The organism is Kitasatospora herbaricolor, from assembly GCF_030813695.1.
Taxonomy (GTDB): Bacteria; Actinomycetota; Actinomycetes; order Streptomycetales; family Streptomycetaceae; genus Kitasatospora; species Kitasatospora herbaricolor.
The window spans coordinates 3,962,954-3,988,586 of record NZ_JAUSVA010000002.1; the positions used below are offsets into that span (position 1 = coordinate 3,962,954).

Genomic DNA, 25,633 nt, shown 5'->3' on the forward strand with positions numbered 1-25,633 from the left:
GCCCCCTGCGCCGTACCCGCCCGCGGTTACGGCACCGCGGTGCCGTAGTAGGCGTCCAGCGCGTAGACGCACCGGTCCTTGCTGCCGACGAAGACCCGGCCGCCGACCGCCACCGGGGAGCCGGTGAGCTCGCCCTTGGTGCCCAGCTCCCAGCGCAGCTGACCGGTCGACAGGTCGAGGGTGTGCAGCGAGTGGTCCCGGCTGCCGAGGTGCACCAGCCCGTCGGCGACCGCCGGGGAGCCGACGATCTCGCCCCGGGCGGTGTAGCGCCAGCGCTCCTGGCCGGTGGCGGTGTCGAAGGCGTGCAGGCGGTCCCCGCTGCCGATCAGCACGGTGCCGTCGGCCACGATCACCGGTTCGGCGCCCTGCCGGCTGCCCGTCCGCCCGCGCCAGCGGTCCCGCCCGGTGGTGGCGTCCAGGGCGTAGACGGTGCCGAGGTAGTCGGCCACGTACACCGCCGTGGAGTCCATCGCGGGCGGGGTGAAGAGCACCACCGGGGCCTCGAAGCGCCAGCGCTCGGCGCCGGTGGCGGTGTCCAGCGCGTACACCCGGGTGCCGGCCGTCACGTACAGCACCCCGGCCCGCTCGACCGGCCGGGACGGGACGTCCTCGCCGACCGGGAAGGACCAGCGCAGGCCGGCCCCGCGCGGGTCGACGCAGCGCAGCCGTCCGCCGCCGTAGTAGTACGCCGCGCCGCCCACCAGGGCCGGCCCGGACTGCGGGTTCTCGTAGTCCTGCTGGGCGTCGTCGGCGCGCCAGAGTTCGGCGCCGTTGGCGGCCGAGCGCAGCTGGACCCCGCCGCCCCGGATGCCGCAGCAGAGCACCCCGTCGGCGGCGTCCAGCGAGAAGACCCAGCCGTCGAGGGAGTTGCGCCAGCGCTCGGTGCCGTCGGCCACGTCCACCGTGTACAGGTGCGGGCCGTCGGCGGCGTGCACCCGACCGGAGTCCACCGCCATCGCCCAGGCGACGTCCCGGGTCTTGTACCGGCGCTCGCCGGTGCCGATGTCGAGGGCGTGCACCTCGAAGCTGGAGACGAACAGGGTGCCGTCGGCGACCACCGGCGTGCCCCAGACGTCGTTGGACATCCGGAACCGCCAGGGGCGCCAGCGGGTGGCCCTGGCCGGCGGCGGGACGGCCGCCCGGCGCACCCAGTCCGTCTCGGCGGGGGCGGCCCCGTCCGCGCCCTGCTCGGCCCGGGGGCCCGGGCCTATCCGGACGGAGGCGCCGGGCAGCCGCACCTCGACGGCGCTCTCGCCGGCCGGGGCCCGGTGCCGGCGGGCGGCGATCTTCTCGGTGGCCGCCTCGGTGTCGGAGGCGGGGGCCGGCCGGGCGCCGTGCACCGGCCCGGTCCGGCCTGGCGGCGGCAGCGCGCGGCCGTGCTGGGCGGTGCGCGGGTCGGCGGGGCCGGGCGGCTGCGGTACCGGCTGCGGCCCGGGGGCCACCGGCTGCGGCGGCGCCGGCTGGGCCGGCACGGCGGGCGGCTGGGCGAGGGGCCGGCGGCTGCTGCGCTTGCGCTCGATCAGGTCCAGCGCGTTGGCGGGCAGCCAGTCCCCCGCCTCGCCGGAGGCGTCGTCCCGGGAGAACAGGTGCGGGGCCAGCTCGGCCTGGATCTGGGCGGGCGTCGGCCGGTGCTCCGGCGAGGGGCGCATGCAGGCCCGGACGAGGTCCACCAGCTCGACCGGCAGGCCGGAGAGGTCGGGCTGCTCGCGGAGCAGCTGGAAGACCGTCTCGACGGGGTTGGCGCCCCGGTAGGGGGCGTGCCCGGTGGCGCAGAAGACCAGCAGCGAGCCGAGCGAGAAGATGTCACTGGCGCCCGTGACGCTGCGGCTGTCCCGGGCCTGCTCGGGCGACATGTAGGCGGGGGTGCCGACCGCGACGTTGGTCATGGTGAGCCGGGTGTGCGAGACGCCGGCGGCGATGCCGAAGTCGATCACCCGGGGGCCGTCCTCCACCACCAGCACGTTGGAGGGCTTGAGGTCGCGGTGGACCAGCCCGGCCGCGTGGATCGACTGCAGGGCCTCGGCGATGCCGGCGATCAGCCAGCGGACCGCGCCGACCGGCAGCGGGCCGCACTCGCCGACCAGGTCCTCCAGGGAGGGGGCCGGGACGTACGCGGTGGCCAGCCAGGGCACCCGGGCGTCGGCGTCCGCGTCGACCACGGCGGCCGTGTAGAAGCCGCCGACCGTCTTGGCGGCCGCGATCTCGCGCGCGAAGCGGACCCGGAACAGCTCGTCCTCGGCCAGTTCCCCCCGCACGGTCTTGATGGCCACCCGCCGGCCGGATGCGGAGCGTGCCAGGTACACCAGGCCCATTCCGCCCGCGCCGAGCCGCGCCAGCACCTCGAAGGGCCCGATCCGCCTCGGATCGTGCGCCGTCAGCTGGTCCACTCCGCTGCCACCTCCCCGTCTCCCGGCACCCGCCGAGGGGTGCCGGTCCTGATTCTCCAATGCCGCCCGGGTCAGATCCAACATCCCCCGCCCAGGGCGCCGGGCCCGCGTCCCGCGCGCCCCCCGGCGTCCACTGTGAAAGTTCTGGCTGGATTCTGACGCCCCTTCCGGCACCCCCGGACCGCCCCGCCGGCCCCGTCAAGGTTACGGAGCGCCACCCGACCATCCCTCAGCGGACTCGTCGTCACGCTGCGAGGTCATCAGCTCACGGGGGGGCTTCAAAACAGCACCTCGGGACCCCGGTGAATATCCGCGCGGGCCCGTTTCGCGGTTGTATACCACCCCCCGGGCGGAGTAATAGTCGCATCACCGAATCGCGCCAAGATCGTGCCACGGTAAGCTGACGGCATGACAGGACAAGTTCGCACCGTCGACGGTCGCGTCGCCGGGCGACGCGGGCAGGAGACGCGGCAGAAGCTGCTCGACTGCCTCCGCGAGATGCTCAGCACGTCGCCGTATCGGGACGTCAAGGTCATCGACGTCGCCCGTATGGCGGGTACCTCCCCCGCGACCTTCTACCAGTACTTCCCGGATGTCGAGGGCGCTGTCCTCGAGATCGCCGAGGAAATGGCCAAGGACAGCGACGGGCTCAAAGAGCTCGTCGCCGGAAAGTCCTGGGCAGGAAAATCCGGTGTCGCCACTTCGGAAGAACTGGTGGACGGATTCCTCGCCTTCTGGCGCAAGAACGACGCCATTCTCCGAGTGGTCACTCTCGGTGCTGCCGAAGGGGACAAGCGGTTCTTCAAGATCCGCATGACCGTCCTCAACTCGGTCGCCAAGCCGCTCACGGATGCCGTCAAGGACCTCCAGAGCAAGGGCCAGGCCGACAAGACGCTGGATCCGGCCGCCGTGTCCGGCGCGCTGATCTCGCTGCTCGCCTCCGCGGCGGAGCACGGGAAGGCCTTCACGGCCTGGGGCGTCAAGGTCAAGGACCTGAAGCCCAACCTCGCACCCCTGGTGTACCTGGGCGTCACCGGCAAGAAGCCGCCCAAGTAGGTCCGTCCCTACTATCCAGCCATCCGCTCCGCGCACGTCCCCGGCCGCCTGTCCGGGGAACGACGGACGGCGGCCGTTGCCTCGGGGGAGGTTCGCCGACGTACCGCAGTGCGCCAGACATGCCGGTGGGCGGGACCCTCCCAGGGTCCCGCCCACCGGCACGTCACGAGCCCTCCAGGGGCCCGCCCGCGGCCCCGCCGGCTCCCCGGGGCCCGGGGAGCGGCCGGGGCGCCCGGGGCGGCCCGAGGGGGCCTACGGGCAGCGCACGACCTGCCCGGCGTACGCCAGGCCGCCGCCGAAGCCGAACAGCAGCACCGGGTCGCCGGAGGCCAGCTCGCCGCGCTCCACCAGCTTCGAGAAGGCCAGCGGGATGGACGCCGCCGAGGTGTTGCCGGAGTCCACCACGTCGCGGGCGATCACCGCGTCGGGTGCGCCGAGCTTGTTGGCGATGGCGTCGATGATCCGCAGGTTGGCCTGGTGCGGCACGAAGCCCTTCAGCTCGGACGGGTCGATGCCGGCCTTCTCGCAGGCCTGCCGGGCCAGCGGGGCGATCTTCGTGGTGGCCCAGCGGAACACCGACTGGCCCTGCTGGCTGATGGTCGGGTCCCAGCCGGTGATGACGACCGCGTCGCCCTTCTCCGGCTCCGAACCCCAGACCACCGGGCCGATGCCCGGCGCGCCGCCCTCCTCCTGCGCCTCCACCACGGCCGCGCCAGCGCCGTCCCCGAAGATCACGCAGGTGGTGCGGTCGGTCCAGTCGATGGTGTCGGACATCCGCTCGGCCCCGACCACCAGCGCCAGCCGGGCCGCGCCGGCCCGGATCGCGTGGTCGGCGGTCGCGAGCGCGTACGAGAACCCGGAGCAGACGGTGTTGATGTCGTACGCGGCCGGGGTGGGCACCCCGAGGCGGGCCGCGACGGCGGCGGCCGTGTTGGGGCTGCGCTCGACCGCGGTGCAGGTGGCGACGACCACCAGGTCGACGTCGGCGGCCGACCGGCCGCTGTTGGCCAGCGCCTTCTGGGCCGCCTCGGTGGCCAGGTCGACCAGGGACTCGTCCACCGCGATGTGCCGGGTGCGGATTCCCACGCGGCTGCGGATCCACTCGTCGTCGGTGTCCACCAGCGTCGACAGTTCGGCGTTGGTGAGGACCTTGGGAGGCTGGTAGTGCCCCAGGGCAACAATGCGGGATCCGCTCATACAGCCACTCAACCCCGTTACCGGCTGGTCATCCGGTCGCGACCGGCTACAGGATCCACCCCCGGATGCTGTAGGGGCCGGACAAGAGCCCTTGCGGCGCATGGTCCGGTAGGAGGGCCCCCCGGTACCGGTATCCGGTGGTCAGGCGGCCAGCGAGGCGGCGTCGCCCATCACGATGACCGGGTTGGCCGCCGGGTCCAGCAACTGCAGCAACCGGGCCATCTTGTCCTCCGGCACGGAGATGCAGCCGTGGGTGGGGCCGCCGTGGTCGACGTGGATCCAGATCCCGCCGCCCTTGGTGCTGCCGTCGGGACGCCGTCCGTCCAGCGGGGAGGCGCCCTGCACCCGGTTGTAGTTGATGGCGACCACGTAGTCGAAGGAGCCGGCGAGCGACTCGCCCGCGAAGCCCTTGCCGCCGACCACGAAGTTGGCGTCCTTGTCGTAAGGGAGCCTGCTGCCCGGGTCGGCGTTGCGGCCGCCCGCGTCGGTCAGCGTGAAGACGCCGATCGGGCTGCGCAGGTCGCCCTCGTTGTGGTCGGTGGTCCAGCCCTTGTAGGCGTTGTGGCCGGCCCAGGCCTCGCCGGCCAGCCAGCGGCCCTCGGCGGTCCTGGTCCAGACGGTGACGGTGGTCTCGTTGCCGTCCTTGCCCTTCCCCGACGCCAGCACGACCTGGTTGGTGGTGGCGGGTATCCGGGCGGTGAAGGCGGGGCCGAGGCCCGGGATCGCGACCAGCGAACCGTCGGCGCGGGTCTCGCTGCGGTCGGCCGCCGGGGCCTCGGTGTGGGCCGCGGCCGCCTGGGCCGCCTGGGCGGCCTGCGGCGCCGCCGCGTCGGGCCCCTCCGGGCCGCCGCCGTCGGCGGAGGTGACCGCGGGGGCCGAGCCGCCGGGGCCGACGGTGTACCAGCCGGCGGCAGCGGCGGCGAGCAGCAGCGCCGTACCGGCCGTCAGGGCGCCGCCGTGGGACTTCTTCTTCGCCTTGCGCCGGCGCCCCTGGCTCCGCGGCTCGCCGGGGGCCGTCGGGGCGGGCACGGCGCTCGCGGCGACGGCGGGGCCGGACGCGCCGGCCGGCTCGTGGACGCCCCGGGACCCGTCCGGCTCGACCGGCTCGAACCAGCCGCCGGAGCCGTAGGAGTCGTCACCGCCGTCCTCGGCACCGCCGCGCAGGTACACCTCGTCGCCCGGCTCGTACGGCTCGGACGCCTCGTACACACCGGTGCCCCCGTACGTCCCGTAGTCCTGGTACGGCGCGGGGGCCTCGTACGGCGCGGGGGCCTCGTACGGCGCGGGGGCCTGGTAGGGCGCTGACGCCTCGTAGGACTGCTGGGCCGGGTACCCCGGGTACTGCTGCTGCCCGTACGCCTCGGCGGGGTACTGCTGCTGGTACGGCTGCTGGTACCCGCCGGCGTAGGGCTGCTGGTACGAGGACGGGTGGGCCTCGTGGGCCGGGTAGGCCTGCTGCTGGTACGGCTGCTGCTGGTGCGACTGCGGCTGGTAGGCCTGGTCGTAGGAGCCGTGGGCCTGCCCCTGGACCGGCTGCTGCGACCGGCCGTACGACGAGGCGTACGGCTCGTCGGGCTGGTACGGATCCGGCTCCCGGCGTGCCCCCGGAACCGCCGCCGTGGCGCCGGTGTGGGGTAGCGGATGAACGCGGTGGGATCCGGACATGCGGCGATCCTGCCAAATCCCGGGGCTGTTGGGAAACCCACGAGGCCGGTCGACACTGTCACAAAATGCGGCCCCCGAACCCGCCAGGGGCTCGGGGGCCGCCGAATGCGCTGGTCAGAGGCGCATCGCCTGCGGGGTCTCGCGACGCTGGAAGTCCGGGCCCTCGTACTCGCGGATGATCTCGTACCGCGTGTTGCGCTCCACCGGGCGGAACCCGGCGTCACGGATCAGGCCGAGCAGGTCGTCGCGGCCGAGCTTGTTCGGGGTCCCGAAGTTGTCCGCGTCATGGGTGATCTTGTACTCGACGACCGAGCCGTCCATGTCGTCGGCGCCGTGGCTGAGCGCCAGCTGCGCGGTGGTGACGCCGTGCATCACCCAGAACACCTTCACGTGCGGGACGTTGTCGAACAGCAGCCGGGAGACCGCGAAGGTCTTCAGCGCCTCGGCACCGGTCGCCATCTCCGTACGGGCCATCAGCTTGTTGCGCACGACGCCGTCCTTGGAGTCGTGGAAGTCGTGCTGGTAGCGCAGCGGGATGAAGACCTGGAAACCGCCGGTCTCGTCCTGCAGCTCGCGCAGCCGCAGCACGTGGTCGACCCGGTGGCGGGGCTCCTCGATGTGGCCGTAGAGCATCGTCGAGGGGGTCTTGAGGCCCTTGCTGTGCGCGAGCCGGTGGATCCGCGACCAGTCCTCCCAGTGGGTGGCGTGGTCGACGATGTGCTGGCGGACCTCCCAGTCGAAGATCTCCGCGCCGCCGCCGGTCAGGGACTCCAGGCCGGCGTCGATCAGCTCGTCGAGGATCTCGTCGGCGGACAGGCCGCTGATCTTCTCGAACCAGTGGATCTCGGTCGCGGTGAAGGCCTTCAGCGAGACGTTCGGCAGGGCCGCCTTCAGCTCGCGCAACGACCTCGGGTAGTAGCGCCAGGGCAGCGTGGGGTGCAGGCCGTTGACGATGTGCAGCTCGGTGAGGGAGTCGACCTCCATCGCCTTCGCGAGGCGCACGGCCTCCTCGATGCGCATGGTGTACGCGTCCTTCTCGCCCGGCTTGCGCTGGAACGAGCAGTACGCGCAGGAGGCGGAGCAGACGTTGGTCATGTTGAGGTGACGGTTGACGTTGAAGTGGACGACGTCGCCGTTCTTCTGCGTCCGGACGTGGTGGGCGAGACCACCCAGCCAGGCCAGGTCGTCACTCTCGTAGAGCGCGATCCCGTCCTCGCGGGTCAGCCGCTCACCCGCGTAGACCTTCGCCTCCAGCTCGCGCTTCAGCCCTGCGTCCATGCGGCGGACCGCCTCCCTGCACATTCGATTCGTTGACCGGAACGAGCCTACGCCCCGGTGACCAACAGCTCCGCAAGCAGGCCGGGGTCGATGTTGCCGCCGCTGACCACGGCGGCGAAGACCCGGCCGCCGAGTTCGGCCGACCGGTGGAAGTAGGCCGCCGGGGCCACCGCGCCGGACGGCTCCGCCACCAGCCGGCCGCTGCGGGCCAGCAGGGCGACGGTGTCGCGGATCTCCGCCTCGGTGACGGTCACGATGTCGTCGACGTACGCCTGGAGATGCTCGAAGGGCAGCTCGCCCACCGAGGGGGTGCGCAGCCCGTCGGCGACGGTCCGGTAGGTGTCGGCCACCGGCCAGCTGGTGCGCCGGCCGGTGCGCAGGCTCTCCTGGGCGTCGGCGGCCAGCTCCGGCTCGACGCCGACCACCCGCACGCCCGGGCAGCTCAGCTTGAGGGCCGCCGCCGTGCCGGAGATCAGGCCGCCGCCGCTGACCGGCACCAGGACGGTGTCCAGCTCGTCCGGGGCGTCCTCGCCGATCTCCAGGCCGACCGTGCCCTGGCCGGCGATGATCCACGGGTCGTCGTACGGCGGCACCCAGACGTAGCCGTGCCGCTCCGCCAGCTCGGCGGGCAGCGTGTCGCGCTCCTCCGGCGGGACCAGCACGACCTCGGCGCCGAACGAGCGGGTGCTCGCCACCTTCACCGCGGGCGAGGTGTCCGGCATCACGATCACGGCCTTCAGGCCGAGCAGCCGGGCCGCGTACGCCACCGCCTGCGCGTGGTTGCCGCTGGACTGGGCGACCACCCCGCGGGCCCGCTCGGCCCCGGTCAGCGCGGCCAGCCGGTTGTACGCGCCGCGGATCTTGAAGGCGCCGGTCGGCTGGAGGTTCTCCGGCTTCAGCCAGAGCCGGCGCTCGCCGGCCCCGCCCTCCGGCCCCCGGTCGGCCCAGGGGCAGGGCATCAGGGGCGTGCGGACCGCGACGCCCGCGATCCGCCGCTGCGCGGCGCGCAGCTCCTCCAGGCCGACCAGTGCCATCGCTCTACTCCGTCTCGTCGAGGGGAAGTTCGCTGACCCGGTTCTCCCACTTGGTGGAGAGCACGACGGTCGTCCGGGTCCGTGCCACGCCCTTGGTGCCGGACAGCCGCTTCACCACGGATTCCAGGCCCTCCACGTTGGAGACCCGGACCTTGAGCATGTAAGAGTCGTCGCCGGCGATGAACCAGCAGTCCTCGACCTCGCCGAGCTCCTTGAGCCGGTGCGCGACGTCCTCGTGGTCGGCGGCGTCGGTGAGCTGAAGGCCGATCAGGGCCGTGACACCGAAGCCGAGCGAGGCCGGGTTGACCGTCGCGCGGTACCCGGTGATGACGCCGGCCTGCTCCAGACGGTTGATCCGGTCCGTCACGCTCGGGCCGGACAGGCCGACCAGCCGGCCCAGCTCGGCGTAGGACGCGCGGCCGTTCTCCCGCAGCGCCTGGATGAGCTGTCTGTCCACCGTGTCCATATACCGTCCGCGTCCTTCCGAACCTCACCAGACCCACAGATCATTATCCGGAATCAAAGGTGCCATGGGCAGACCAACCCGGATATCGCAAAGAACATACTCTCCCGGTCGAGGCCCGCTCACTCCACCGTGTCGGCCGCCCCGGCCGGCCCCTTGGCGGCCGCCCCCAGCTCGCCCTCCCAGCGCCGGTACATCCCGTGCGGCACGCCGGCCGCGTCGAGCACCCGCCCGGCCACGAAATCCACCAGTTCGCGCACCGTGGAGCCGCCCGCGTAGAACCCGGGCGAGGCGGGCAGCACCACGGCGCCCTGCGCGTCCAGCTCCACCAGGTGCTTCAGCGTCACCCCGTCGAGCGGCGCCTCGCGCACGCAGACCACCAGCGGGCGGCGCTCCTTGAGGGTGACGGCGGCGGCCCGTTGCAGCAGGTCCTTGCTCAGGCCGAGCGCGATGCCCGCCACCGCACCGGTCGTCGCGGGGACCACCAGCATCCCCTTCGCCGGGTACGAGCCGCTGGACGGACCGGCCGCGAAGTCCCCCGCCGCCCAGTGCCGGACGCCGTCCAGGCCCTCGTCCGAGTCCAGCCAGCGGGCCAGGTCCTGCCGCCAGTGGGCGTCCCGGAAGGAGATGCCGGTCTCGTCCAGGATGGTGAGCCTGGCCGCCCGGCTGACCACCAGGTCCACCGCCTCGCCCGCGGCGAGCAGCCCCCGGATCACCGAGGCCGCGTACGGGGTGCCCGACGCCCCCGAGACCCCGACCACCCACGGCCGCCGGACCGCCGTACCGTCTGCTGACTTCGCTGCGCTCATGACCTCATTTCTATACGCAGCACCGGTTTCGATCCGCCGGGCCCGCCGGGCACGGGAGGATGGGGCCATGGCGCCGACGCTGATCGACCTCACCCATCCGCTCACCACCGGCATGCCCGTCTACCCGGGCGACCCGGAGGTGGAGCTGCGGCCGGCCCTGACCACCGCCACCGCCGGCGTCAACGTCCTCGGGCTGCACCTCGGCTCGCAGTCCGGCACCCATGTGGACGCGCCGTACCACGTGGACGTCACCTGGCCGACCCTGGACGGGCTGCCGCTCGGCCTGTTCACCGGCCCGGCGGTGCTCGCCGACCTGCGCGGCCTGGAGCCGCGCACCGCCGTCACGCCCGACCTGCTCGCGGAGGCGCTGGCGCAGGTCACCCCCGGCGCCGTCCTGCTGCTGGCCACCGGCTGGCCCCGCCACTGGGGCACCGACCACTACCTCGCCCACCCCTACCTGACCCCCGCCGCCGCCGAGGCCGTGGTCGCGGCCGGCATCCGCACCCTCGGGGTGGACGCCCTCAGCATCGACCGGACACCCGACCCGGGCCCGGCGGACCCGGCGGTGGCGGCGCTGCTCGCCGACCTCGCCGACGAGCACGACGGCGGGCATCCGCAGGAGGCCGGCGGCCTCGCCGCGCACCGGGTGCTGCTCGGCGCCGAGGGCGGTGCGGTGATCGCGGAGAACCTCACCGACCTGGCGTCGCTCCTGGCGGCGCAGGACGCGGGGGTGCCGGTGGAGGTCTCCTTCTTCCCGTTGCGACTGGTCGCGGCGGACGGCGCGCCCGTCCGCGCGGTGGCCCGGATCGGCTGAACCGACCGGCCCGCCGGCCGGCACCGGACGCCCGAACGAACCGAGCCGGCAGGGACCTTGGTCTAGACCATCATGGCGGCCCGCCGATAGGCTGCCCGCCATGGCAGAGATCATCGGTGTGGTCGAGCGGCTCTGGCGTTACCCCGTGAAATCCACCGGTGGCGAACAGCTCGACTCCGTCCAGGTGGACGAACGCGGCCTGGCCGGCGACCGGCTCTACGCCGTTCGCGACGGCGCGGGCAAGCTCGGCTCCGGCAAGAACACCCGGCGCTTCCGCCGGATGGACGGCCTGCTCCGTCTCGGCGCCCGGCTCGGCCACCGCCTCGACGGCCCCGTCCTCCTCGACCCGCTCGGCCGCCCGGTCGCCGACCCCGACACCTTCCTGCGCGCCTTCCTGCAACTGGACGACGTCGAACTCGCCCGCGAGGACGCCGTCCCGCACTTCGACCAGCTGCCGGTCAGCGTGCTCACCACCGCCACCCTGGACTGGGTCCGCGAGGCCGCCCCCTGCACCGTCGTCGACGAGCGCCGGTTCCGGCCCAACATCCTGCTGCGCACCCCGCCCGGCACCCCGCCCTTCGTCGAGGACCACTGGCTCGGCCGCGAGGCCGCCGCCACCGGCCGCACCGGCCCCCGGCTCGCCTTCCTCCGGTCCAGCGAACGCTGCGTCATGACCGGTGCCCCGCAACCGGGTCTGCCGCACGCCCCCGAGATCCTCAAGGCGGTCTTCGCCGCCCACGACGGCCACCTGGACGCCCTCGCCGAGGTCCGCCGCCCCGGCCGGCTGCGGCTGGGCGACAGCCTGACGCTCTGCTGACGCCCGCGCCCGACCCGTCAGACGGGAGTGCCGGCGGTTGCGCCGATCAGGCAGAACGGGTGCCCCGCCGGGTCCGCGTAGACCCGCCAGCCCTCGTACCCCTTCAGCGGCGCGCCGCCGTGGGCGATCACCTCCCGCTCGGCCGCCTCGATGTCCGCCACCTCGATGTCCAGGTGGATCTGCTGCGGGTGGGCCGGGTCCGGCCACTGCGGCGGGTGGAAGTCCTGCACCCGCTGGAACGCCACCACCGGCCCGCCCTCGGTGTGCAGCGTCGACCAGTCCTCGTCCAGCGACCACCGCGGGTCCGGCCGGTCCACCTCCCCGCCGAGCAGCGCGGCGTAGAAGCGGGCCAGGGCGGCGGGGTAGTGGCAGTCCAGGACGATGCACTGCAGCTTGCCGATCACCGGTGTGCCTCCTCGGATGACGCGTCCTTGTCCCGCTTACGAGGCTAATGTCCCGGGCCCGGATCCGTCGGGGAAGCCGCCGCCGGAGCGGCGGGGATCCGGCCCACGGGGGGGCTTCCGCGGTATTCGGATATCCCCTTGACCCGCCCTTCGCCGCCTGTGAAATGATCCGTTCGCCCTCGACCCGGGCCGGTGCCCGGCGGTCGGGGCGGGCCGCGACGCGCGGCCACCATTCATCCGTTCTGGGGGGCACAGCATCAAGAGACGAATAGCCGCTTTTGTCGGCACGGCACTGCTCGGTGTCGGCCTGCCGGCCCTGTCCGTGACCGGAGCGGGCGCCGCCGTCACCACCCTGTACGTCAACAACGCCGCCGGGGCGAACTGCTCCGACGCCGGCACCGGCACCAAGGCCGTCCCGTACTGCCACGTCACGGCGGCGGCCGCCGTGGTGCTGCCGGGCCAGACGGTGGACATCGCCTCCGGCACGTACAACGACAGCACCCTGACCGTCACCCGCTCGGGCACCGAGCAGGCGCCGATCACCTTCCGCGGCCCTGCCTACGACGTGTACAACCCGGGTGGCGGCGTCACCCTGTCCAGCACGGCACCCGGCCGGGGCATCGTCGTGAAGGGCGCGCAGCACGTCCGGTTCCAGGACCTCGTCCCGCAGTCCACCGAGGCGGGCCTGCAGCGGGACGCCGTCGTGCTGGACGACGCGCACGACGTGTCCTTCACCCGGGTCAATCCCTGGAACGGCGGCCTGCGGGTCACCAACGGCTCCAGCGGCGTCGGCTTCACCCAGGGCCGGTTCGCCTACTCCGCGGGCCCGGTGGTCCGGGTGGACGGCGGGTCGACCGGCACCGTGCTGTCGACCAACGTGATCCGGGCGAACAGCGCCGAGGACACGACCGGCATCCTGGTCGGCGACGCCCCGAACACCGTGATCGTCAGCAACACCGTGGAGAGCACCTGCTTCCCCGGGATCACGCTGAAGGGCGCCTCCGCGGGGGCGGTGGTCGAGAACAACGTCGTCGACACCGCCAAGTACGACTCCCAGGCCTGCGCCGCGGGCGCCCCCGACACCGGGATCTCGCTGGACGCCGCGGCCGTCGCGGGCAGCAAGGTCGACTACAACGTGGTCTCCCCGGCGAGCGGCGGCCCGGCGTACGGCTGGGGCGGTGCGACCTACACCACCCAGCAGGCGTTCACCGCTGCGACCGGGCAGGGCGCGCACGACTTCGTCGCCGTGCCGAACGACCTCTTCAGGACCAAGACCTCCCCGATCGTCGACTCGGCCGACGAGAACGCACCGGGGATGGTGAACGGCGACGCCTGGGGCTGGCCCGCGGCGGACGACCCGCTGGTGCCCAACACCGGTACCGGCAGCGGCTTCCGGGACCGGGGCGCGCAGGAGTACATGGACTTCGGCAGCATCTTCACCCCGGCGGGCCCGACCCGCCTGCTGGACACCCGCGCCGCGATCGGCGTGCCGACAGCCGCCCCGGTGGCCGCCAACGGCACCGTCGACCTCCAGGTCGCCGGCGTCGGCGGCATCCCCGCCACCGGCGTCACCGCCGTGACCCTGAACGTCACCGTGACCGCCCCCCAGCAGCCGGGCCACCTCACCGTCTACCCGCACGGTGACGAGGCGCCCACCGCCTCCAACCTCAACTGGACGGCCGGCACCACCATCCCCAACCTGGTCACCGTCCCGGTCAAGGACGGCAAGGTCTCCTTCGCCAACGTCTCCTTCGGCACCACCCACGTGATCGCCGACCTCGCCGGCTACTACAGCGCCAAGGGCAGCGTCTTCACCGCGAAGGGCCCGTCCCGCCTGCTGGACACCCGGGCGCCGATCGGCGTGCCGCAGGCGGCTCCGGTGGCGGCCAACGGCAGCGTCGACCTCCAGGTCGCGGGCGTGGCCGGCGTTCCGGCCACCGGCGTCACCGCCGTCACCCTGAACGTCACGGTGACCGACCCCAAGCAGGACGGCCACCTCACCGTCTACCCGCACGGTGACCAGCAGCCGGACGCGTCCAACCTCAACTGGACGGCCGGCACCACCATCCCCAACCTGGTCACCGTCCCGGTCAAGGACGGCAAGGTCTCCTTCGCCAACGTCTCCTTCGGCACCACCCACGTGATCGCCGACCTCGCCGGCTACTACAGCGCCGAGGGCAAGGACACGTACCACCCGATCGGGCCGGTGCGCTCGATGGACACCCGCGAGTACTGGCGCGGGGAGAGCAGCGAGCGCCTGGCGGGCCCCGTGCCGGCCCGCGGAACGCTCGACCTCGACTACGGCGACATCCCGAGCGTCACCGCGGTGACGCTGAACGTCACCGTGACCGAGCCCGGCGGCCCCGGCCACCTGACCGTCTACCCGCACGGGTCGACCGCGCCGAACTCGTCCAACCTGAACTGGACGACCGGCCAGACGATCGCCAACCAGGTCGTCGTCCCGGTCAAGGACGGCAAGGTGTCGTTCTACAACGCCAGCGACGCGCCGGTCCACGTGATCGTCGACGTCTTCGGCTACCAGGCCCCCTGACGCCCCACGAGCACAGCGGCCCCGCATCCGGAACCTCCGGGTGCGGGGCCGCCGCCGTTCCGGGCCCGTACCGTCAGGGCCGGCCCGGCCTGCCTCCGGCCGGGATCCGGCCGGGGCTTTCCAGGCCCCGGATATTCCCTTGACCCGTGGTTGATCATCTGTGAAATGATCCCCTCGCCCTCGGCCGGACCGGTACCCGGCGGCCGGGGCCGGCCGCGACAGGCGGCCACCATTCACTCGTCCTGGGGGGCACACCATCAAGAGACGAATAGCCGCTTTTGTCGGCACGGCACTGCTCGGCGTCGGCCTGCCGGCCCTGTCCGTGACCGGAGCGGGCGCCGCCGTCACCACCCTGTACGTCAACAACGCCGCCGGGGCGAACTGCTCGGACGCCGGCAGCGGTACCCAGGCCGTCCCGTACTGCCACATCTCGGCGGCGGCCGCCGTGGTCCTGCCGGGCCAGACGGTGGACATCGCCTCGGGCAGCTACAACGACACCGCGCTGACCGTCACACGGTCCGGCACCGCACAGGCGCCGATCACCTTCCGCGGCCCGGCCTACGACGTCAACAACCCCGGCATGAACGCCGCCCACATCTCCGGCGGGGCGCCGAACCACCCGGACAACGGCATCGTGGTGCGGGGCGCGCAGCACGTCAGGTTCCAGGACCTCGCGGTCGAGCCCTCCGGGCAGCGGCAGGCCGTCGTGCTGGACGACGCGCACGACGTGTCCTTCACGCGGGTGAACGCCTGGGGCGGCGGCGTGAAGATCGGCAACGGCTCGACCGGCGTCAGCTACGCGCAGAGCCAGTTCAGCTACACGTCAGGCCCGCTGTTCCAGGTGGACTCCGGTGCGACCGGCACCGTCATCTCGACGAACATGATCAGTGTGAGCAACGCCGCCGGCAGTTCCGGCGTCCTGGTGAACGACGCACCGAACACCGTCGTCGTCAGCAACACCATCCGGAGCAACTGCTGGCCCGGAATCGTGCTGACGGGCACCTCGGGCGGTGCGGTCGTCGAGAACAACGTGGTCGACGCCTCGCAGGACAGGGGCACGGCCTGCGGTGCGAGCGCCTCGGACACCGGCATCTCGGTCGACGCCACCTCCACCGGAGGCACCAGGGCCGACTACAACGTGGTCTCCCCGCTGAGCGGCGGCCCGGCCTACAACTGGGCCGGCACGGCGTACACCACCCAGCAGGCGTTCACCGCGGCAAGCGGTCAGGGCGGCCACGACTTCATCGCCACGGACGACTTCCAGAACAAGGCCCAGCCCTCCCCGGTGATCGACTCGGCCGACGAGACCGCGCCGGGCATGATCGGCGGGGACGCCTGGAACTGGCCCGCCCTGGACGACCCGGTCGTCCCGAACACCGGTACCGGCAGCGGCTTCCGGGACCGGGGCGCGCAGGAGTTCCAGGACTTCGGCAGCCTCTTCACCCCGGCCGGCCCGACCCGGCTCCTGGACACCCGCGCCGCGATCGGCGTGCCCCAGGCCGCACCCCTCGGCACCTACGGCACGGTGGACCTGCAGGTCGCCGGTGTCGCGGGCGTCCCCGCCGACGCCACCGCCGTCACCCTGAACGTCACCGTGACCGACCCCAAGCAGGACGGCCACCTGACCGTCTACCCGTACGGCGACCCGCTGCGCACCACGTCCAACCTCAACTGGACGGCCGGCACCACCATCCCCAACCTGGTCACCGTCCCGGTCAAGGACGGCAGGATCTCCATCCACAACCACTCCCCCGGCACGGCCCACGTGATCGCCGACCTGGCCGGCTACTACAGCGCCAAGGGCAGCGTCTTCACCGCGAAGAGCCCGACCCGGCTCCTCGACACCCGGGCGCCGATCGGCGTGCCGACGGCCGCCCCGGTGGGCGCCAACAGCACCCTGGACCTCCAGGTCGCCGGCGTCGGCGGCGTCCCCGCCTCCGGCGTCACCGCCGTCACCCTGAACGTCACCGTCACCGACCCGCAGCAGGACGGCCACCTCACCGTCTACCCGCACGGCGCCCAGCAGCCCAACGCCTCCAACCTCAACTGGACGGCCGGCACCACCATCCCCAACCTGGTCACCGTCCCCGTGAAGGACGGCAAGGTCTCCTTCGCCAACGTCTCCTTCGGCACCACCCACGTGATCGCCGACCTCGCCGGCTACTACAGCGCCGAAGGCCGCGACACGTACCGGCCGCTCGGGCCCTGGCGTGTGATGGACACCCGTGAGACCCGGTACTTCGAGGACGGCAGCACCCGCCCGGCGGGCGCCGTCCCGGCGCGCGACACGCTGGTCATCTCCTTCGGGGAGATGCCGGAGACGACCTCGGTGACCCTCAACGTCACCGTCACCGAGCCCGGCGGCCCCGGCCACCTGACCGTCTACCCGCACGGCACCGCCGCGCCGGACGCGTCCAACCTGAACTGGACGAAGGGTCAGACCATCGCCAACCAGGTCATCGTGTCCGTCAAGGACAAGAAGGTGTCGCTCTACAACGCCAGCGACGCCCCGGTGCACGTGATCGTCGACCTGTTCGGCTACCAGGGCCCCTGACGCACCACGAACACGGCGGCCCCGCACCCGGAACCCTCCGGGTGCGGGGCCGCCGCCGTTCCGGGCCCGTACCGTCAGGGCCGGCCCAACTCCGTCAGACGCCCAGCCCCCGGATCACCAGGTCGAGCAGGGCGAAGAAGAAGAGCGAGATGCCGACGAAGCCGTTGGTGGTGAAGAACGCGCGGTTGAGCCGCGAGAGGTCGCCGGGCTTGACGATCGAGTGCTCGTAGACGAAGGCGCAGACCACCACCAGCAGGCCCACCCAGAAGGCCGGGCCGGCGTCGGTGAGGACGGCGTACCAGCCGAGCAGCAGCACGGTGAGGACGTGGCAGGCCCGGGCGCCGTACAGGGCGCCGGCGATGCCGAACCGGGCGGGGACGGACCGGACGCCCTCGGCGCGGTCGGCGGCGACGTCCTGGCAGCCGAAGATCAGGTCGAAGCCGCCGATCCAGATGCCGACCGCGAGGCCCAGCACCACGGCGTCCCAGGACCAGCTGCCGGTGACGGCCAGCCAGGCGCCGACCGGGCCCATCGCCTGGGCCAGGCCCAGGATCGCGTGCGGGAAGTCGGTGAACCGCTTGCCGTACGGGTAGACGACCATCGGGACGACGGCGACCGGGGCGAGCGCCAGGCAGAGCGGGTTGAGCAGGGCGGCGGCGCCGAGGAAGACCACCAGGGCGATCGCCGAGCCGGTGTAGGCGGTGCGCATCGAGACGGCGCCGGTGACCAGTTCACGGCCGGCGGTGCGCGGGTTCCGGGCGTCGATCTCACGGTCGATGATCCGGTTGGCGGCCATCGCGAAGGTCCGCAGGCCGACCATGCAGACGGTGACGATCAGCAGCGTGGACCAGTGCACCCGCTCGTCGGTGAGGAACATCGCGGTGAGGGCGGCGATGTAGGCGAAGGGCAGGGCGAACACCGAGTGCTCGATCATGACCAGCCGCAGGAAGGCCTTGGCCTTGTTCGGCGGCGGGGCCTCGAAGAGGTCGGCGGTGGCGCTCACAGCCCGTACTCCTTCCAGCGCTTGGTGACCAGGGCGGCCGTCTCCGGGTCGGAGGTGACCATCTCGGGCCAGCCGCCGTCGCGGGTGTAGCCCTCCTCGGGGAGCTTGCGGGTGGCGTCGATGCCCGCCTTGCCGCCCCAGAACTGCTGGTAGGACGCGTGGTCCAGATGGTCGACCGGGCCCTCGACGACCGAGAGGTCCCGGCTGTAGTCGGTGTTGCCGAGCGCCCGCCAGGCCACCTCCTGGTAGTCGTGCACGTCGCAGTCGGCGTCCACCACGATGATCAGCTTGGTCAGCGACATCATGTGGGCGCCCCAGATCGCGTGCATGACCTTCTGCGCGTGCTTGGGGTACTTCTTGTCGATCGAGACGATCACGCAGTTGTGGAAGCCGCCGGCCTCGGGGAGGTCGTAGTCCACGATGTCCGGGATGATGATCTTCAGCAGCGGCAGGAAGAAGCGCTCGGTGAACTTGCCCAGCGGGCCGTCCTCGGTCGGCGGGCGCCCCACCACGATCGACTGCAGGATCGGCCGCCGGCGCATCGTCACGCAGTCGATGGTGAGCGCCGGGAAGGGCTCCTGCGGCGTGTAGAAGCCGGTGTGGTCGCCGAACGGGCCCTCGGGCAGCATCTCGCCGGGCTCCAGCCAGCCCTCCAGCACCACCTCGGCGTCGGCGGGCACCTGCAGCGGGACGGTCCTGCAGTCGACCATCCGCACCCGCTCGCCGGCCACGAAGCCCGCGAACAGGTACTCGTCGATGTCCCCGGGCAGCGGCGCCGTCGCCGCGTACGTGACGGCCGGCGGGCAGCCGAAGGCGATCGCGACCGGGAGGCGCTCGCCGCGCTTGGCGGCCACCGCGTAGTGGTTGCGACTGTCCTTGTGGATCTGCCAGTGCATGCCGATGGTCCGCCGGTCGTGCCGCTGCAGGCGGTACAGGCCGAGGTTGCGGATGCCGGAGTCCGGGTCCTTGGTGTGGGTCAGACCGAGGTTGAAGAAGGAGCCGCCGTCCAGCGGCCAGGTGAACAGGGCCGGCAGGTCGTCCAGGTTGACGTCGTCACCGGTGAGCACGACCTCGTGCACCGGGGCGTCGCCGGACTTCACGTTCTTCGGCGGCACGTGCGCCATCGAGGCCAGCTTGCCGAAGGCGTCCCGGAAACCGGTGAAGCCCTGCGGCAGTTCCGGCTTCAGCAGGCCGGCGATCTTCTCGGAGATCTCCTCCGGGCCCTTGAGGCCCAGCGACTTCGCCAGCCGGCGCTCGGTGCCGAAGACGTTCATCGCCAGCGGCATGGCCGCGCCCTTGACGTTCTCGAAGAGCAACGCCGGGCCCTTGGCCTTCTGCACCCGGTCGACGATCTCGCCGATCTCCAGGTGGGGATCCACCTCGGCCTTGATCCGCCTGAGGTCGCCTTCTCGTTCCAGCGCCCGGAGAAACGAGCGGAGATCGTCGTATGCCATGCGAGTCAGTATCCGCCACCCGATAGCCTGGGCCGGTCAAGGGGCCCACCTGTCTCCGGGGGAGATCACCACCGTGCTGAGGATGCTGCCGTTCCTGATCGTGCTCGCCCTGTGGATCTGGGCGTTCATCGACTGCCTCACCACGCCGGAGGAGGAGGTCCGCCACCTGCCCAAGGTGGTGTGGGTGATCATCATCCTGCTCTTCGGCGAGGTCCTGCTCGGCCCGATCGCCTGGCTGGTCGCCGGCAAGCAGCGGGCCGGCGCCCAGCGCCGCCAGGCTGCCTGGCCCGCGGGCACCGCCGGCCACCCGGAGTACGAGGGGCCCCGGGCCGGGCGCAGCACCGCCCCGGACGACGACCCGGAGTTCCTGGCGTCCTTGAAGAAGGACAACAAGCGGCACGAGGACATGCTCAAGCAGTGGGAGGCCGACCTGCGCCGCCGCGAGGAGGACCTGCGGGGCAAGGACGACCCGGACACCGGCGGCCGGGGCTGACCCCGCCGCCCTCCGCTCCCTCGGACAGCCCACCCGGCACAGCCTGTGGTGGGCTTCCGCTTTTTTGGCGCATCCCTACGACTCCGACGCCCTGACGACGGCGGTTCCCGCCATGCACAGATCACTCGGGCCGAGCCGGAGGATCCGTCCATCCGCCCTCGAACGGCTCTGGACCAGCGGCTCTGACCTGCGCCTTCCCGTCTTCCTCCAAGCCCTGCGGGGGCCGCTCGGCAGATCCGGCCCGACAGCGGCCCGGTGGGCCCTACGGGGGCGCTTTCTGTTCAGGACTGACATCTAATCGCTCGCGACCTTGTACGGAATCGACGCCGAAACCAAGCTGCCGGGCCTCGTAGAGTCGGTAACTGAAGAAGTGATTCGCAGCCGGGGGCACAGCAGACGTTGGCTGTCGGACAGTTCCCTCACCCTTGGAGTGGTTCGAGATGACGGTTGTGCATGAGGCACCGGTCGGTGACGAGATCCCCGAGATCCCTGCCGACGCCCGTGGGCGGGTCGCCGAGCTGCACGAACTGCGGGAGAAGGTTCGCAGCGGCCCGAGCGAGAAGGCCACCGAGGCCCAGCACGCCAAGGGCAAGCTGACCGCCCGCGAGCGGATCGACCTGCTCCTGGACGAGGGCTCCTTCCGCGAGGTCGAGCCGCTGCGCCGGCACCGCGCCACCGGCTTCGGCCTGGAGGCGAAGAAGCCGCACACCGACGGTGTCATCGTCGGCTGGGGCACCGTGCACGGGCGCACCGTGTTCACCTACGCGCACGACTTCCGGATCTTCGGCGGCGCGCTGGGCGAGGCCCACGCGCAGAAGATCCACAAGATCATGGACATGGCCATCGCGGCCGGCGCCCCGCTGATCTCGCTGAACGACGGCGCCGGCGCCCGCATCCAGGAGGGCGTCACCGCGCTCGCCGGGTACGGCGGCATCTTCCAGCGCAACACCCGGGCCTCCGGCGTCATCCCGCAGATCTCGGTGATGCTCGGCCCCTGCGCCGGCGGCGCCGCCTACTCCCCCGCGCTGACCGACTTCATCTTCATGGTCCGCGAGACCTCGCAGATGTTCATCACCGGCCCGGACGTGGTGCAGGCCGTCACCGGCGAGAAGATCAGCCAGAACGGCCTCGGCGGCGCCGACGTCCACTCCGGCGTCTCCGGCGTCTCGCACTTCGCCTACGACGACGAGCAGAGCTGCATCGAGGAGGTCCGCTACCTCCTGTCGCTGCTGCCGCAGAACAACCGCGAGATGCCGCCGGCCAGCGTCAACGACGACCCGGTGGACCGCCGCAACGACTCGCTGCTGGACCTCGTCCCGGCCGACGGCAACCGCCCGTACGACATGCGCAAGGTGATCGAGGAGATCGTCGACCACGGCGAGTTCCTGGAGATCCACGAGCGCTGGGCCACCAACGTGCTCTGCGTGCTGGCCCGGATCGACGGCCACGTCACCGGCATCATCGCCAACCAGCCGCAGTCGCTGGCCGGCGTGCTGGACATCAACGCCTCGGAGAAGGCCGCGCGCTTCGTCCAGATGTGCGACGCCTTCAACATCCCGCTGGTGACCATGCTGGACGTCCCGGGCTTCCTGCCCGGCGTCGACCAGGAGCACGACGGCATCATCCGGCACGGCGCCAAGCTCCTCTACGCGTACTGCAACGCCACCGTGCCGCGGATCCAGCTGATCCTGCGCAAGGCCTACGGCGGCGCGTACATCGTGATGGACTCCCGCTCGATCGGCGCGGACCTCTCCTTCGCCTGGCCCACCAACGAGATCGCCGTGATGGGCGCCGAGGGCGCCGCCAACGTCATCTTCCGCCGTGACATCAACGGCGCCGACGACCCCGAGGCGATGCGCGCGCAGAAGATCAAGGAGTACAAGAGCGAACTGATGCACCCGTACTACGCGGCCGAGCGCGGCCTCGTCGACGACGTCATCGACCCGGCCGAGACCCGCGCCGTGCTCGCCTCCTCGCTCGCCATGCTCCGCACCAAGCACGCCGACCTGCCCAGCCGCAAGCACGGCAACCCGCCGATGTAGTGGATCACCGCAGTGCACCGCCGCGGTTCGCGGCAGCCCGACGCAGTTCGAAGCACGTGCGCGCAGCTCGCGACGGCTCCCCGCAGGCCGGGGAGCCCGTACTCCGACCATCCGTCCAGAAATCAGCACGGGGGAGAAAACAAGGCCATGAGCGCTTCCGAACCTCTTGTCCGCATCGTCCGCGGCTCGCTGAACGACGAGGAACTCGCCGCCCTGACGGCGGTCCTGATGGCCCGCGCGGCCGTCGCCCAGCAGGCCGCCACCGCGATCGCCCCGGTCGAGCCGATGGCCGGCTGGCAGCGCCTGGAGCGGCGCCAGCCGTACTGGTCGCCGGTCAGCTGGCAGCAGGCGGCGTAACCGCCCGCCCGGCACCCGTACCGTCAACCTCGCCGGTGGCGCCCGCACCCCTGCGGCACCGGCACAGCGCGAACGGCCCCCTCGACCCCGGACACCGGGTGTCGCGGGGGCCGTTCGCGTACCCTGGCGGGCCGGGCCGCCCTTCGGGGCGGACGCATTCCCGAAGACGGCCGGGGGACGGGAAGTTGGCCCCCGTACAATTCCAGCTGCGCGGTTTGCGGCTATCCTCCCCAGACCCCCGGACACCCGCCGCCCCCGACCGGACGCCGGCGAGGACCCACGACACCTAGGAGGCTCCGATGGCTCGGCAGGCCCGTGCCCTGGCGACCCGGCAGGCAGTTCTCCGCGCCGCGGCCGTCGTGTTCGACAAACGGGGCTACGCCGGTGCCACGATGTCCGAGATCCTGGAGCAGGCGGCCGTCACCAAGGGCGCGCTCTACTTCCACTTCAGCTCCAAGGAGGAGCTGGCCCGGGCCGTGATCGAGGAGCAGTCCACCTGGCTGGCGTCCTGGGTCCCCACCTCGGACAGCCCGGTGCAGACGCTGATCGACCTCGGGTACGCCTTCGCCGACGCCCTGCAGCGGGACCCGCTGGTCCGCGGCAGCATCCGGCTCACCATCGAGCACGGCACCTTCACCCAGCCGCAGACCATGGCCTACCGCGGCTGGTCCGACGCGGCCCACCTGCTGCTGCGCAACGCCATGGACAAGGGCGAGCTGCACCCCGGGCTGGACATCGCCGGGGCGGCCGACGTGATCGTCGGCGCGGTGACCGGGATCCAGCTCACCTCCCAGGTGCTGACCGACCGGCAGGACCTGATCAAGCGGATGACCGACCTGTGGACCCTGCTGCTGCCCGGCCTGGTCCAGCCGCACGCGCTGGCCCGGCTGGCCGTGCACCCGCCTCAGCCGGAGGCCGCCGAGCAGGGCTCGAACCCCGGCTCGTAGCCCGGCCCGCGCCCGAACCCGGGCTCGTGGACGGGCACCGGCTCGTAGACGGGCGCCGGGACCTGGGCGGGCGCTGGGACGAACCCGCGGCCGAGATCGAACACCCAGGCCGGGCCCGGGGCGGCCGCGCGGTCCGTGCCGGGGTCCGCGGCACCGCCCACGGCGGGGCCGGCGGCGGGAGCCGGTCCGGTGGCGGCCGACGGCGCCCCGGCCGCCGCAAACACCCCCGCCCCCTCCGTCCGGTACTCCCCGATACGCCCCGCCGGCACCAGAGCGGGCAGCGCCGAGGCCAGCACGGTGGCCACCGCCTCCGGGCGGAGCACCGCGGTGTCCGCCCAGGAGAGCAGCACCAGACCGGCCGCGACCGCCGTCAGCAGCTCGGCCGACTCCTGCGGGCCGGTCCCGGGCCGCAGTTCGCCGGCGGTCTCGGCCAGCACCAGTTGCCGGCGCACCATCACCGTCCAGTCGCGCCAGGGGCCGCACCCCTCCGGGGCGTCCGCGCCCGGCGGCTCCTTGCCGCTCTGGGTGCCCTGGCTGAGCAGCACGCCGGCCCGCACCACGATGTCCTCGCGCAGCAGCCTGGCCAGCTCGTGGGCCAGGTCGATCAGGGCCTGGACGGCCGGCCCGTCACTGCGGCGGGCCCGCAGCACCGCGGTGGCGATGACCCGGCGGGCCGCCGCCCGCACCCCCTCGGCGAGGGCCTGCTTGGACACGAAGTGGAAGTAGAGGGCCCCCTTGCTGACCCCGGCGCAGCGACTGATGTCGACCAGACTCGCCGATTCGTAGCCCGCGTCCGCGAAAGTCCTCGCCGCCGCGAGCAGCACGGCCTGCCTGGTGCGTCCCGCCCGCTCCTGCTTGACCACTGAAGGCCCCTCCCTCTCGACCGGCATGGCACAGCCCCGCCCCACCGCCGCCGCCCCCGACCCGTGGCGCTCGCGGATCCTCCGAGGACGATCCGCGACCGGACGGCCGCGCCCGGGCGCCGGCACGGTGACCGGACGCCCGCCCGGCCCGGGCCCCGCTCCCGCGTCCGCCCGTCCGCAGGGCGATCTAAACCGCATGGTTGGTTTCTAATCTAACCCTTGCGCAGTAGTCTTCGTGAAGCGGGCGGTGGAGTACGGCCCTTGCGCTGCCGGTCCGCACCCCACCACAGTTGTCCCATGCCCGGACGGCCCCCGGCCAGCAGGAGAAACCGGGTGGTCTGTATGTTTCTCGGTGGCCGCCCGCTCGCGGTCCCGTCGACCAACTCCCGGGAGTGGGGCAAGGAATGCCGCTGATCGCAGAACTGGGCGAGGACGAGGCGTATCCCGAACCCAGCGCCGGCTACGACTTCCACGAGCGGACCGTCTCCCGGCACCTGGTCCACCGCACCACGGTCTCCGAGGTCTTCCTCACCGGGTGGCAGGCCACCGGCCCGTACGACTTCCTGCTCGGCGCCCAGTGGCCCCGCGCCCACGGCTTCTACCGGCTGCCCGGGGACGCCCAGCACGACCCCGTCCTGCTGGCCGAAACGATCCGCCAGGCCGGCCTGCTGATCTCGCACGTCGGCTTCGGCGTGCCGCAGGGGCACCAGTTCGCCATGGACGACCTGTCCTACGCGGTGGACCTGGACGGCCTCGCCATCGACGCCCGGCCCGCCTCGCTGATGCTCCGGGTGAGCTGCCAGGACGTCCGGATGCGGCACCGCCGGCTCGCCTCGCTGCGGGTCGAGGTCCAGGCCGAGCGGGACGGACGGCCGCTCGGCCACGGCTCCGGGCAGGTCTCGGTGATCCCGCCGCAGGCCTACCGGCGGCTGCGCGGGCGCGACGGCCTCAACCCGGCCCCGCTGCGGCCCGGCACCCCCACCACGCCCGCGCTGGTGGGCCGGGAGAACCCCTCGGACGTGGTGCTGACCCCGGCCCGCCAGCCCGGCACCTGGCTGCTGCGGGCCGACGCCCGGCACCCCGTGCTGTTCGACCACCCGGTCGACCACGTCCCCGGGATGCTCGTCCTGGAGGCCGCCCGCCAGGCCGCCCAGCGGCTGCGCCACCCCGAGCCGGTGGTGCCGGTCGAGGCGATCAGCAGTTTCGAGCACTACATCGAGCTGGACCGGCCCTGCATGGTCCGCGCCTGGCTGGAACCGGGCCCGGACCCGCGCCGGGTGCCGGTCCGGGTGACGCTGGAGCAGGACGGCCGCACCGCCGCCGAGTGCCGCCTGGTGACCGAACCGCTGACCCCCGCGGCGGCGATGCTGGACGCCCCCGCACTGCTGGACGGGCCGGGCTTCCGGGACGCGCGCGGCCAGGGCCTGCAGATCGCCTCCTGACCG

At 72.6% G+C, this 25,633-nt stretch carries 21 protein-coding genes; 10 read left to right on the forward strand and 11 right to left on the reverse strand.

Translation table 11 applies throughout. From position 1 onward, the window contains the following. Positions 1-26: 26 nt before the first annotated feature. Positions 27-2,387, reverse strand: coding sequence for an outer membrane protein assembly factor BamB family protein (locus J2S46_RS17650; RefSeq protein WP_191288735.1), 2,361 nt, complete (start codon positions 2,385-2,387; stop codon positions 27-29). A 408-nt stretch (positions 2,388-2,795) separates the two neighbouring features. Here J2S46_RS17650 and J2S46_RS17655 point away from each other — a divergent pair, with 408 nt between their 5' ends. Further along, complete coding sequence (locus tag J2S46_RS17655; protein ID WP_190214026.1) at positions 2,796-3,443, forward strand: TetR family transcriptional regulator; 648 nt, start codon at positions 2,796-2,798, stop codon at positions 3,441-3,443. Between the two features lie 252 nt (positions 3,444-3,695). Here J2S46_RS17655 and J2S46_RS17660 read toward each other — a convergent pair whose 3' ends face one another. From J2S46_RS17660 to J2S46_RS17685, 6 genes are all read right to left on the reverse strand, one after another. Beyond that, positions 3,696-4,640, reverse strand: coding sequence for a beta-ketoacyl-ACP synthase III (locus J2S46_RS17660; protein WP_191288736.1), 945 nt, complete (start codon positions 4,638-4,640; stop codon positions 3,696-3,698). 141 nt (positions 4,641-4,781) lie between these two features. Then, positions 4,782-6,305 (reverse strand): L,D-transpeptidase family protein, encoded by a 1,524-nt coding sequence (locus J2S46_RS17665; RefSeq protein ID WP_191288737.1) that lies wholly within the window; start codon positions 6,303-6,305, stop codon positions 4,782-4,784. 114 nt (positions 6,306-6,419) lie between these two features. Next, entirely contained in the window at positions 6,420-7,583 is a 1,164-nt protein-coding gene (gene mqnE, locus J2S46_RS17670; protein WP_191288738.1) for an aminofutalosine synthase MqnE, read from the reverse strand. A 47-nt stretch (positions 7,584-7,630) separates the two neighbouring features. Beyond that, positions 7,631-8,617 carry a threonine ammonia-lyase gene (locus tag J2S46_RS17675; protein ID WP_191288739.1) on the reverse strand — a complete coding sequence of 329 codons (987 nt, stop codon included), beginning with the start codon at positions 8,615-8,617 and terminating at the stop codon, positions 7,631-7,633. A 4-nt stretch (positions 8,618-8,621) separates the two neighbouring features. Then, positions 8,622-9,083: an Lrp/AsnC family transcriptional regulator gene (locus J2S46_RS17680; protein ID WP_073924403.1), complete on the reverse strand. Its 462-nt coding sequence runs from the start codon at positions 9,081-9,083 to the stop codon at positions 8,622-8,624. Between the two features lie 119 nt (positions 9,084-9,202). Next, positions 9,203-9,889: a UbiX family flavin prenyltransferase gene (locus tag J2S46_RS17685; RefSeq protein WP_191288740.1), complete on the reverse strand. Its 687-nt coding sequence runs from the start codon at positions 9,887-9,889 to the stop codon at positions 9,203-9,205. A 67-nt stretch (positions 9,890-9,956) separates the two neighbouring features. Between J2S46_RS17685 and J2S46_RS17690 the strand changes: the two genes are divergently transcribed. Together J2S46_RS17690 and J2S46_RS17695 are read left to right on the forward strand one after the other, a co-directional pair. After that, the gene (locus tag J2S46_RS17690; RefSeq protein WP_191288741.1) at positions 9,957-10,703 is read left to right on the forward strand and encodes a cyclase family protein; all 747 of its coding nucleotides are present in this window, start codon (positions 9,957-9,959) and stop codon (positions 10,701-10,703) included. Between the two features lie 100 nt (positions 10,704-10,803). Beyond that, on the forward strand, positions 10,804-11,520 hold the full coding sequence (locus tag J2S46_RS17695; RefSeq protein WP_191288742.1) for an MOSC domain-containing protein: 717 nt from the start codon (positions 10,804-10,806) through the stop codon (positions 11,518-11,520). A 17-nt stretch (positions 11,521-11,537) separates the two neighbouring features. On the opposite strand, the gene J2S46_RS17700 is transcribed toward J2S46_RS17695, so the two are convergent. Further along, the gene (locus tag J2S46_RS17700) at positions 11,538-11,924 is read right to left on the reverse strand and encodes a VOC family protein (protein WP_191288743.1); all 387 of its coding nucleotides are present in this window, start codon (positions 11,922-11,924) and stop codon (positions 11,538-11,540) included. A gap of 322 nt (positions 11,925-12,246) precedes the next feature. On the opposite strand from J2S46_RS17700, the gene J2S46_RS17705 reads away from it, so the two are divergent. After that, positions 12,247-14,475, forward strand: a complete 2,229-nt coding sequence (locus J2S46_RS17705; RefSeq protein WP_191288744.1) for a right-handed parallel beta-helix repeat-containing protein — start codon at positions 12,247-12,249, stop codon at positions 14,473-14,475. Positions 14,476-14,797: 322 nt separating this feature from the next. Further along, positions 14,798-17,029 (forward strand): right-handed parallel beta-helix repeat-containing protein, encoded by a 2,232-nt coding sequence (locus tag J2S46_RS17710; RefSeq protein WP_191288745.1) that lies wholly within the window; start codon positions 14,798-14,800, stop codon positions 17,027-17,029. A 94-nt stretch (positions 17,030-17,123) separates the two neighbouring features. On the opposite strand, the gene mqnP is transcribed toward J2S46_RS17710, so the two are convergent. Both mqnP and J2S46_RS17720 read right to left on the reverse strand, forming a co-directional pair. Then, positions 17,124-18,032 carry a menaquinone biosynthesis prenyltransferase MqnP gene (gene mqnP, locus J2S46_RS17715; RefSeq protein WP_229912312.1) on the reverse strand — a complete coding sequence of 303 codons (909 nt, stop codon included), beginning with the start codon at positions 18,030-18,032 and terminating at the stop codon, positions 17,124-17,126. Then, on the reverse strand, positions 18,029-19,486 hold the full coding sequence (locus tag J2S46_RS17720; protein WP_191288746.1) for a menaquinone biosynthesis decarboxylase: 1,458 nt from the start codon (positions 19,484-19,486) through the stop codon (positions 18,029-18,031). Before J2S46_RS17720 ends, mqnP begins: the two co-directional genes overlap by 4 nt. A 73-nt stretch (positions 19,487-19,559) precedes the next feature. Between J2S46_RS17720 and J2S46_RS17725 the strand changes: the two genes are divergently transcribed. The 4 genes from J2S46_RS17725 to J2S46_RS17740 all read left to right on the forward strand — a co-directional run bounded on the left by J2S46_RS17725 (position 19,560) and on the right by J2S46_RS17740 (position 23,325). Further along, a complete protein-coding gene (locus tag J2S46_RS17725) occupies positions 19,560-19,979 on the forward strand; it encodes a PLD nuclease N-terminal domain-containing protein (protein WP_191289016.1) in 420 nt (139 codons plus the stop codon). 440 nt (positions 19,980-20,419) lie between these two features. Beyond that, a complete protein-coding gene (locus J2S46_RS17730; protein ID WP_073924412.1) occupies positions 20,420-22,021 on the forward strand; it encodes an acyl-CoA carboxylase subunit beta in 1,602 nt (533 codons plus the stop codon). Positions 22,022-22,168: 147 nt separating this feature from the next. Further along, on the forward strand, positions 22,169-22,378 hold the full coding sequence (locus J2S46_RS17735; RefSeq protein WP_191288747.1) for an acyl-CoA carboxylase subunit epsilon: 210 nt from the start codon (positions 22,169-22,171) through the stop codon (positions 22,376-22,378). Between the two features lie 299 nt (positions 22,379-22,677). Further along, the gene (locus tag J2S46_RS17740) at positions 22,678-23,325 is read left to right on the forward strand and encodes a ScbR family autoregulator-binding transcription factor (RefSeq protein ID WP_191288748.1); all 648 of its coding nucleotides are present in this window, start codon (positions 22,678-22,680) and stop codon (positions 23,323-23,325) included. On the opposite strand, the gene J2S46_RS17745 is transcribed toward J2S46_RS17740, so the two are convergent. After that, positions 23,283-24,188: a ScbR family autoregulator-binding transcription factor gene (locus tag J2S46_RS17745; RefSeq protein ID WP_191288749.1), complete on the reverse strand. Its 906-nt coding sequence runs from the start codon at positions 24,186-24,188 to the stop codon at positions 23,283-23,285. The genes J2S46_RS17740 and J2S46_RS17745 overlap by 43 nt on opposite strands. 404 nt (positions 24,189-24,592) lie before the next feature. On the opposite strand from J2S46_RS17745, the gene J2S46_RS17750 reads away from it, so the two are divergent. Further along, positions 24,593-25,630, forward strand: a complete 1,038-nt coding sequence (locus J2S46_RS17750) for a ScbA/BarX family gamma-butyrolactone biosynthesis protein (RefSeq protein ID WP_191288750.1) — start codon at positions 24,593-24,595, stop codon at positions 25,628-25,630. Positions 25,631-25,633: the final 3 nt, after the last annotated feature.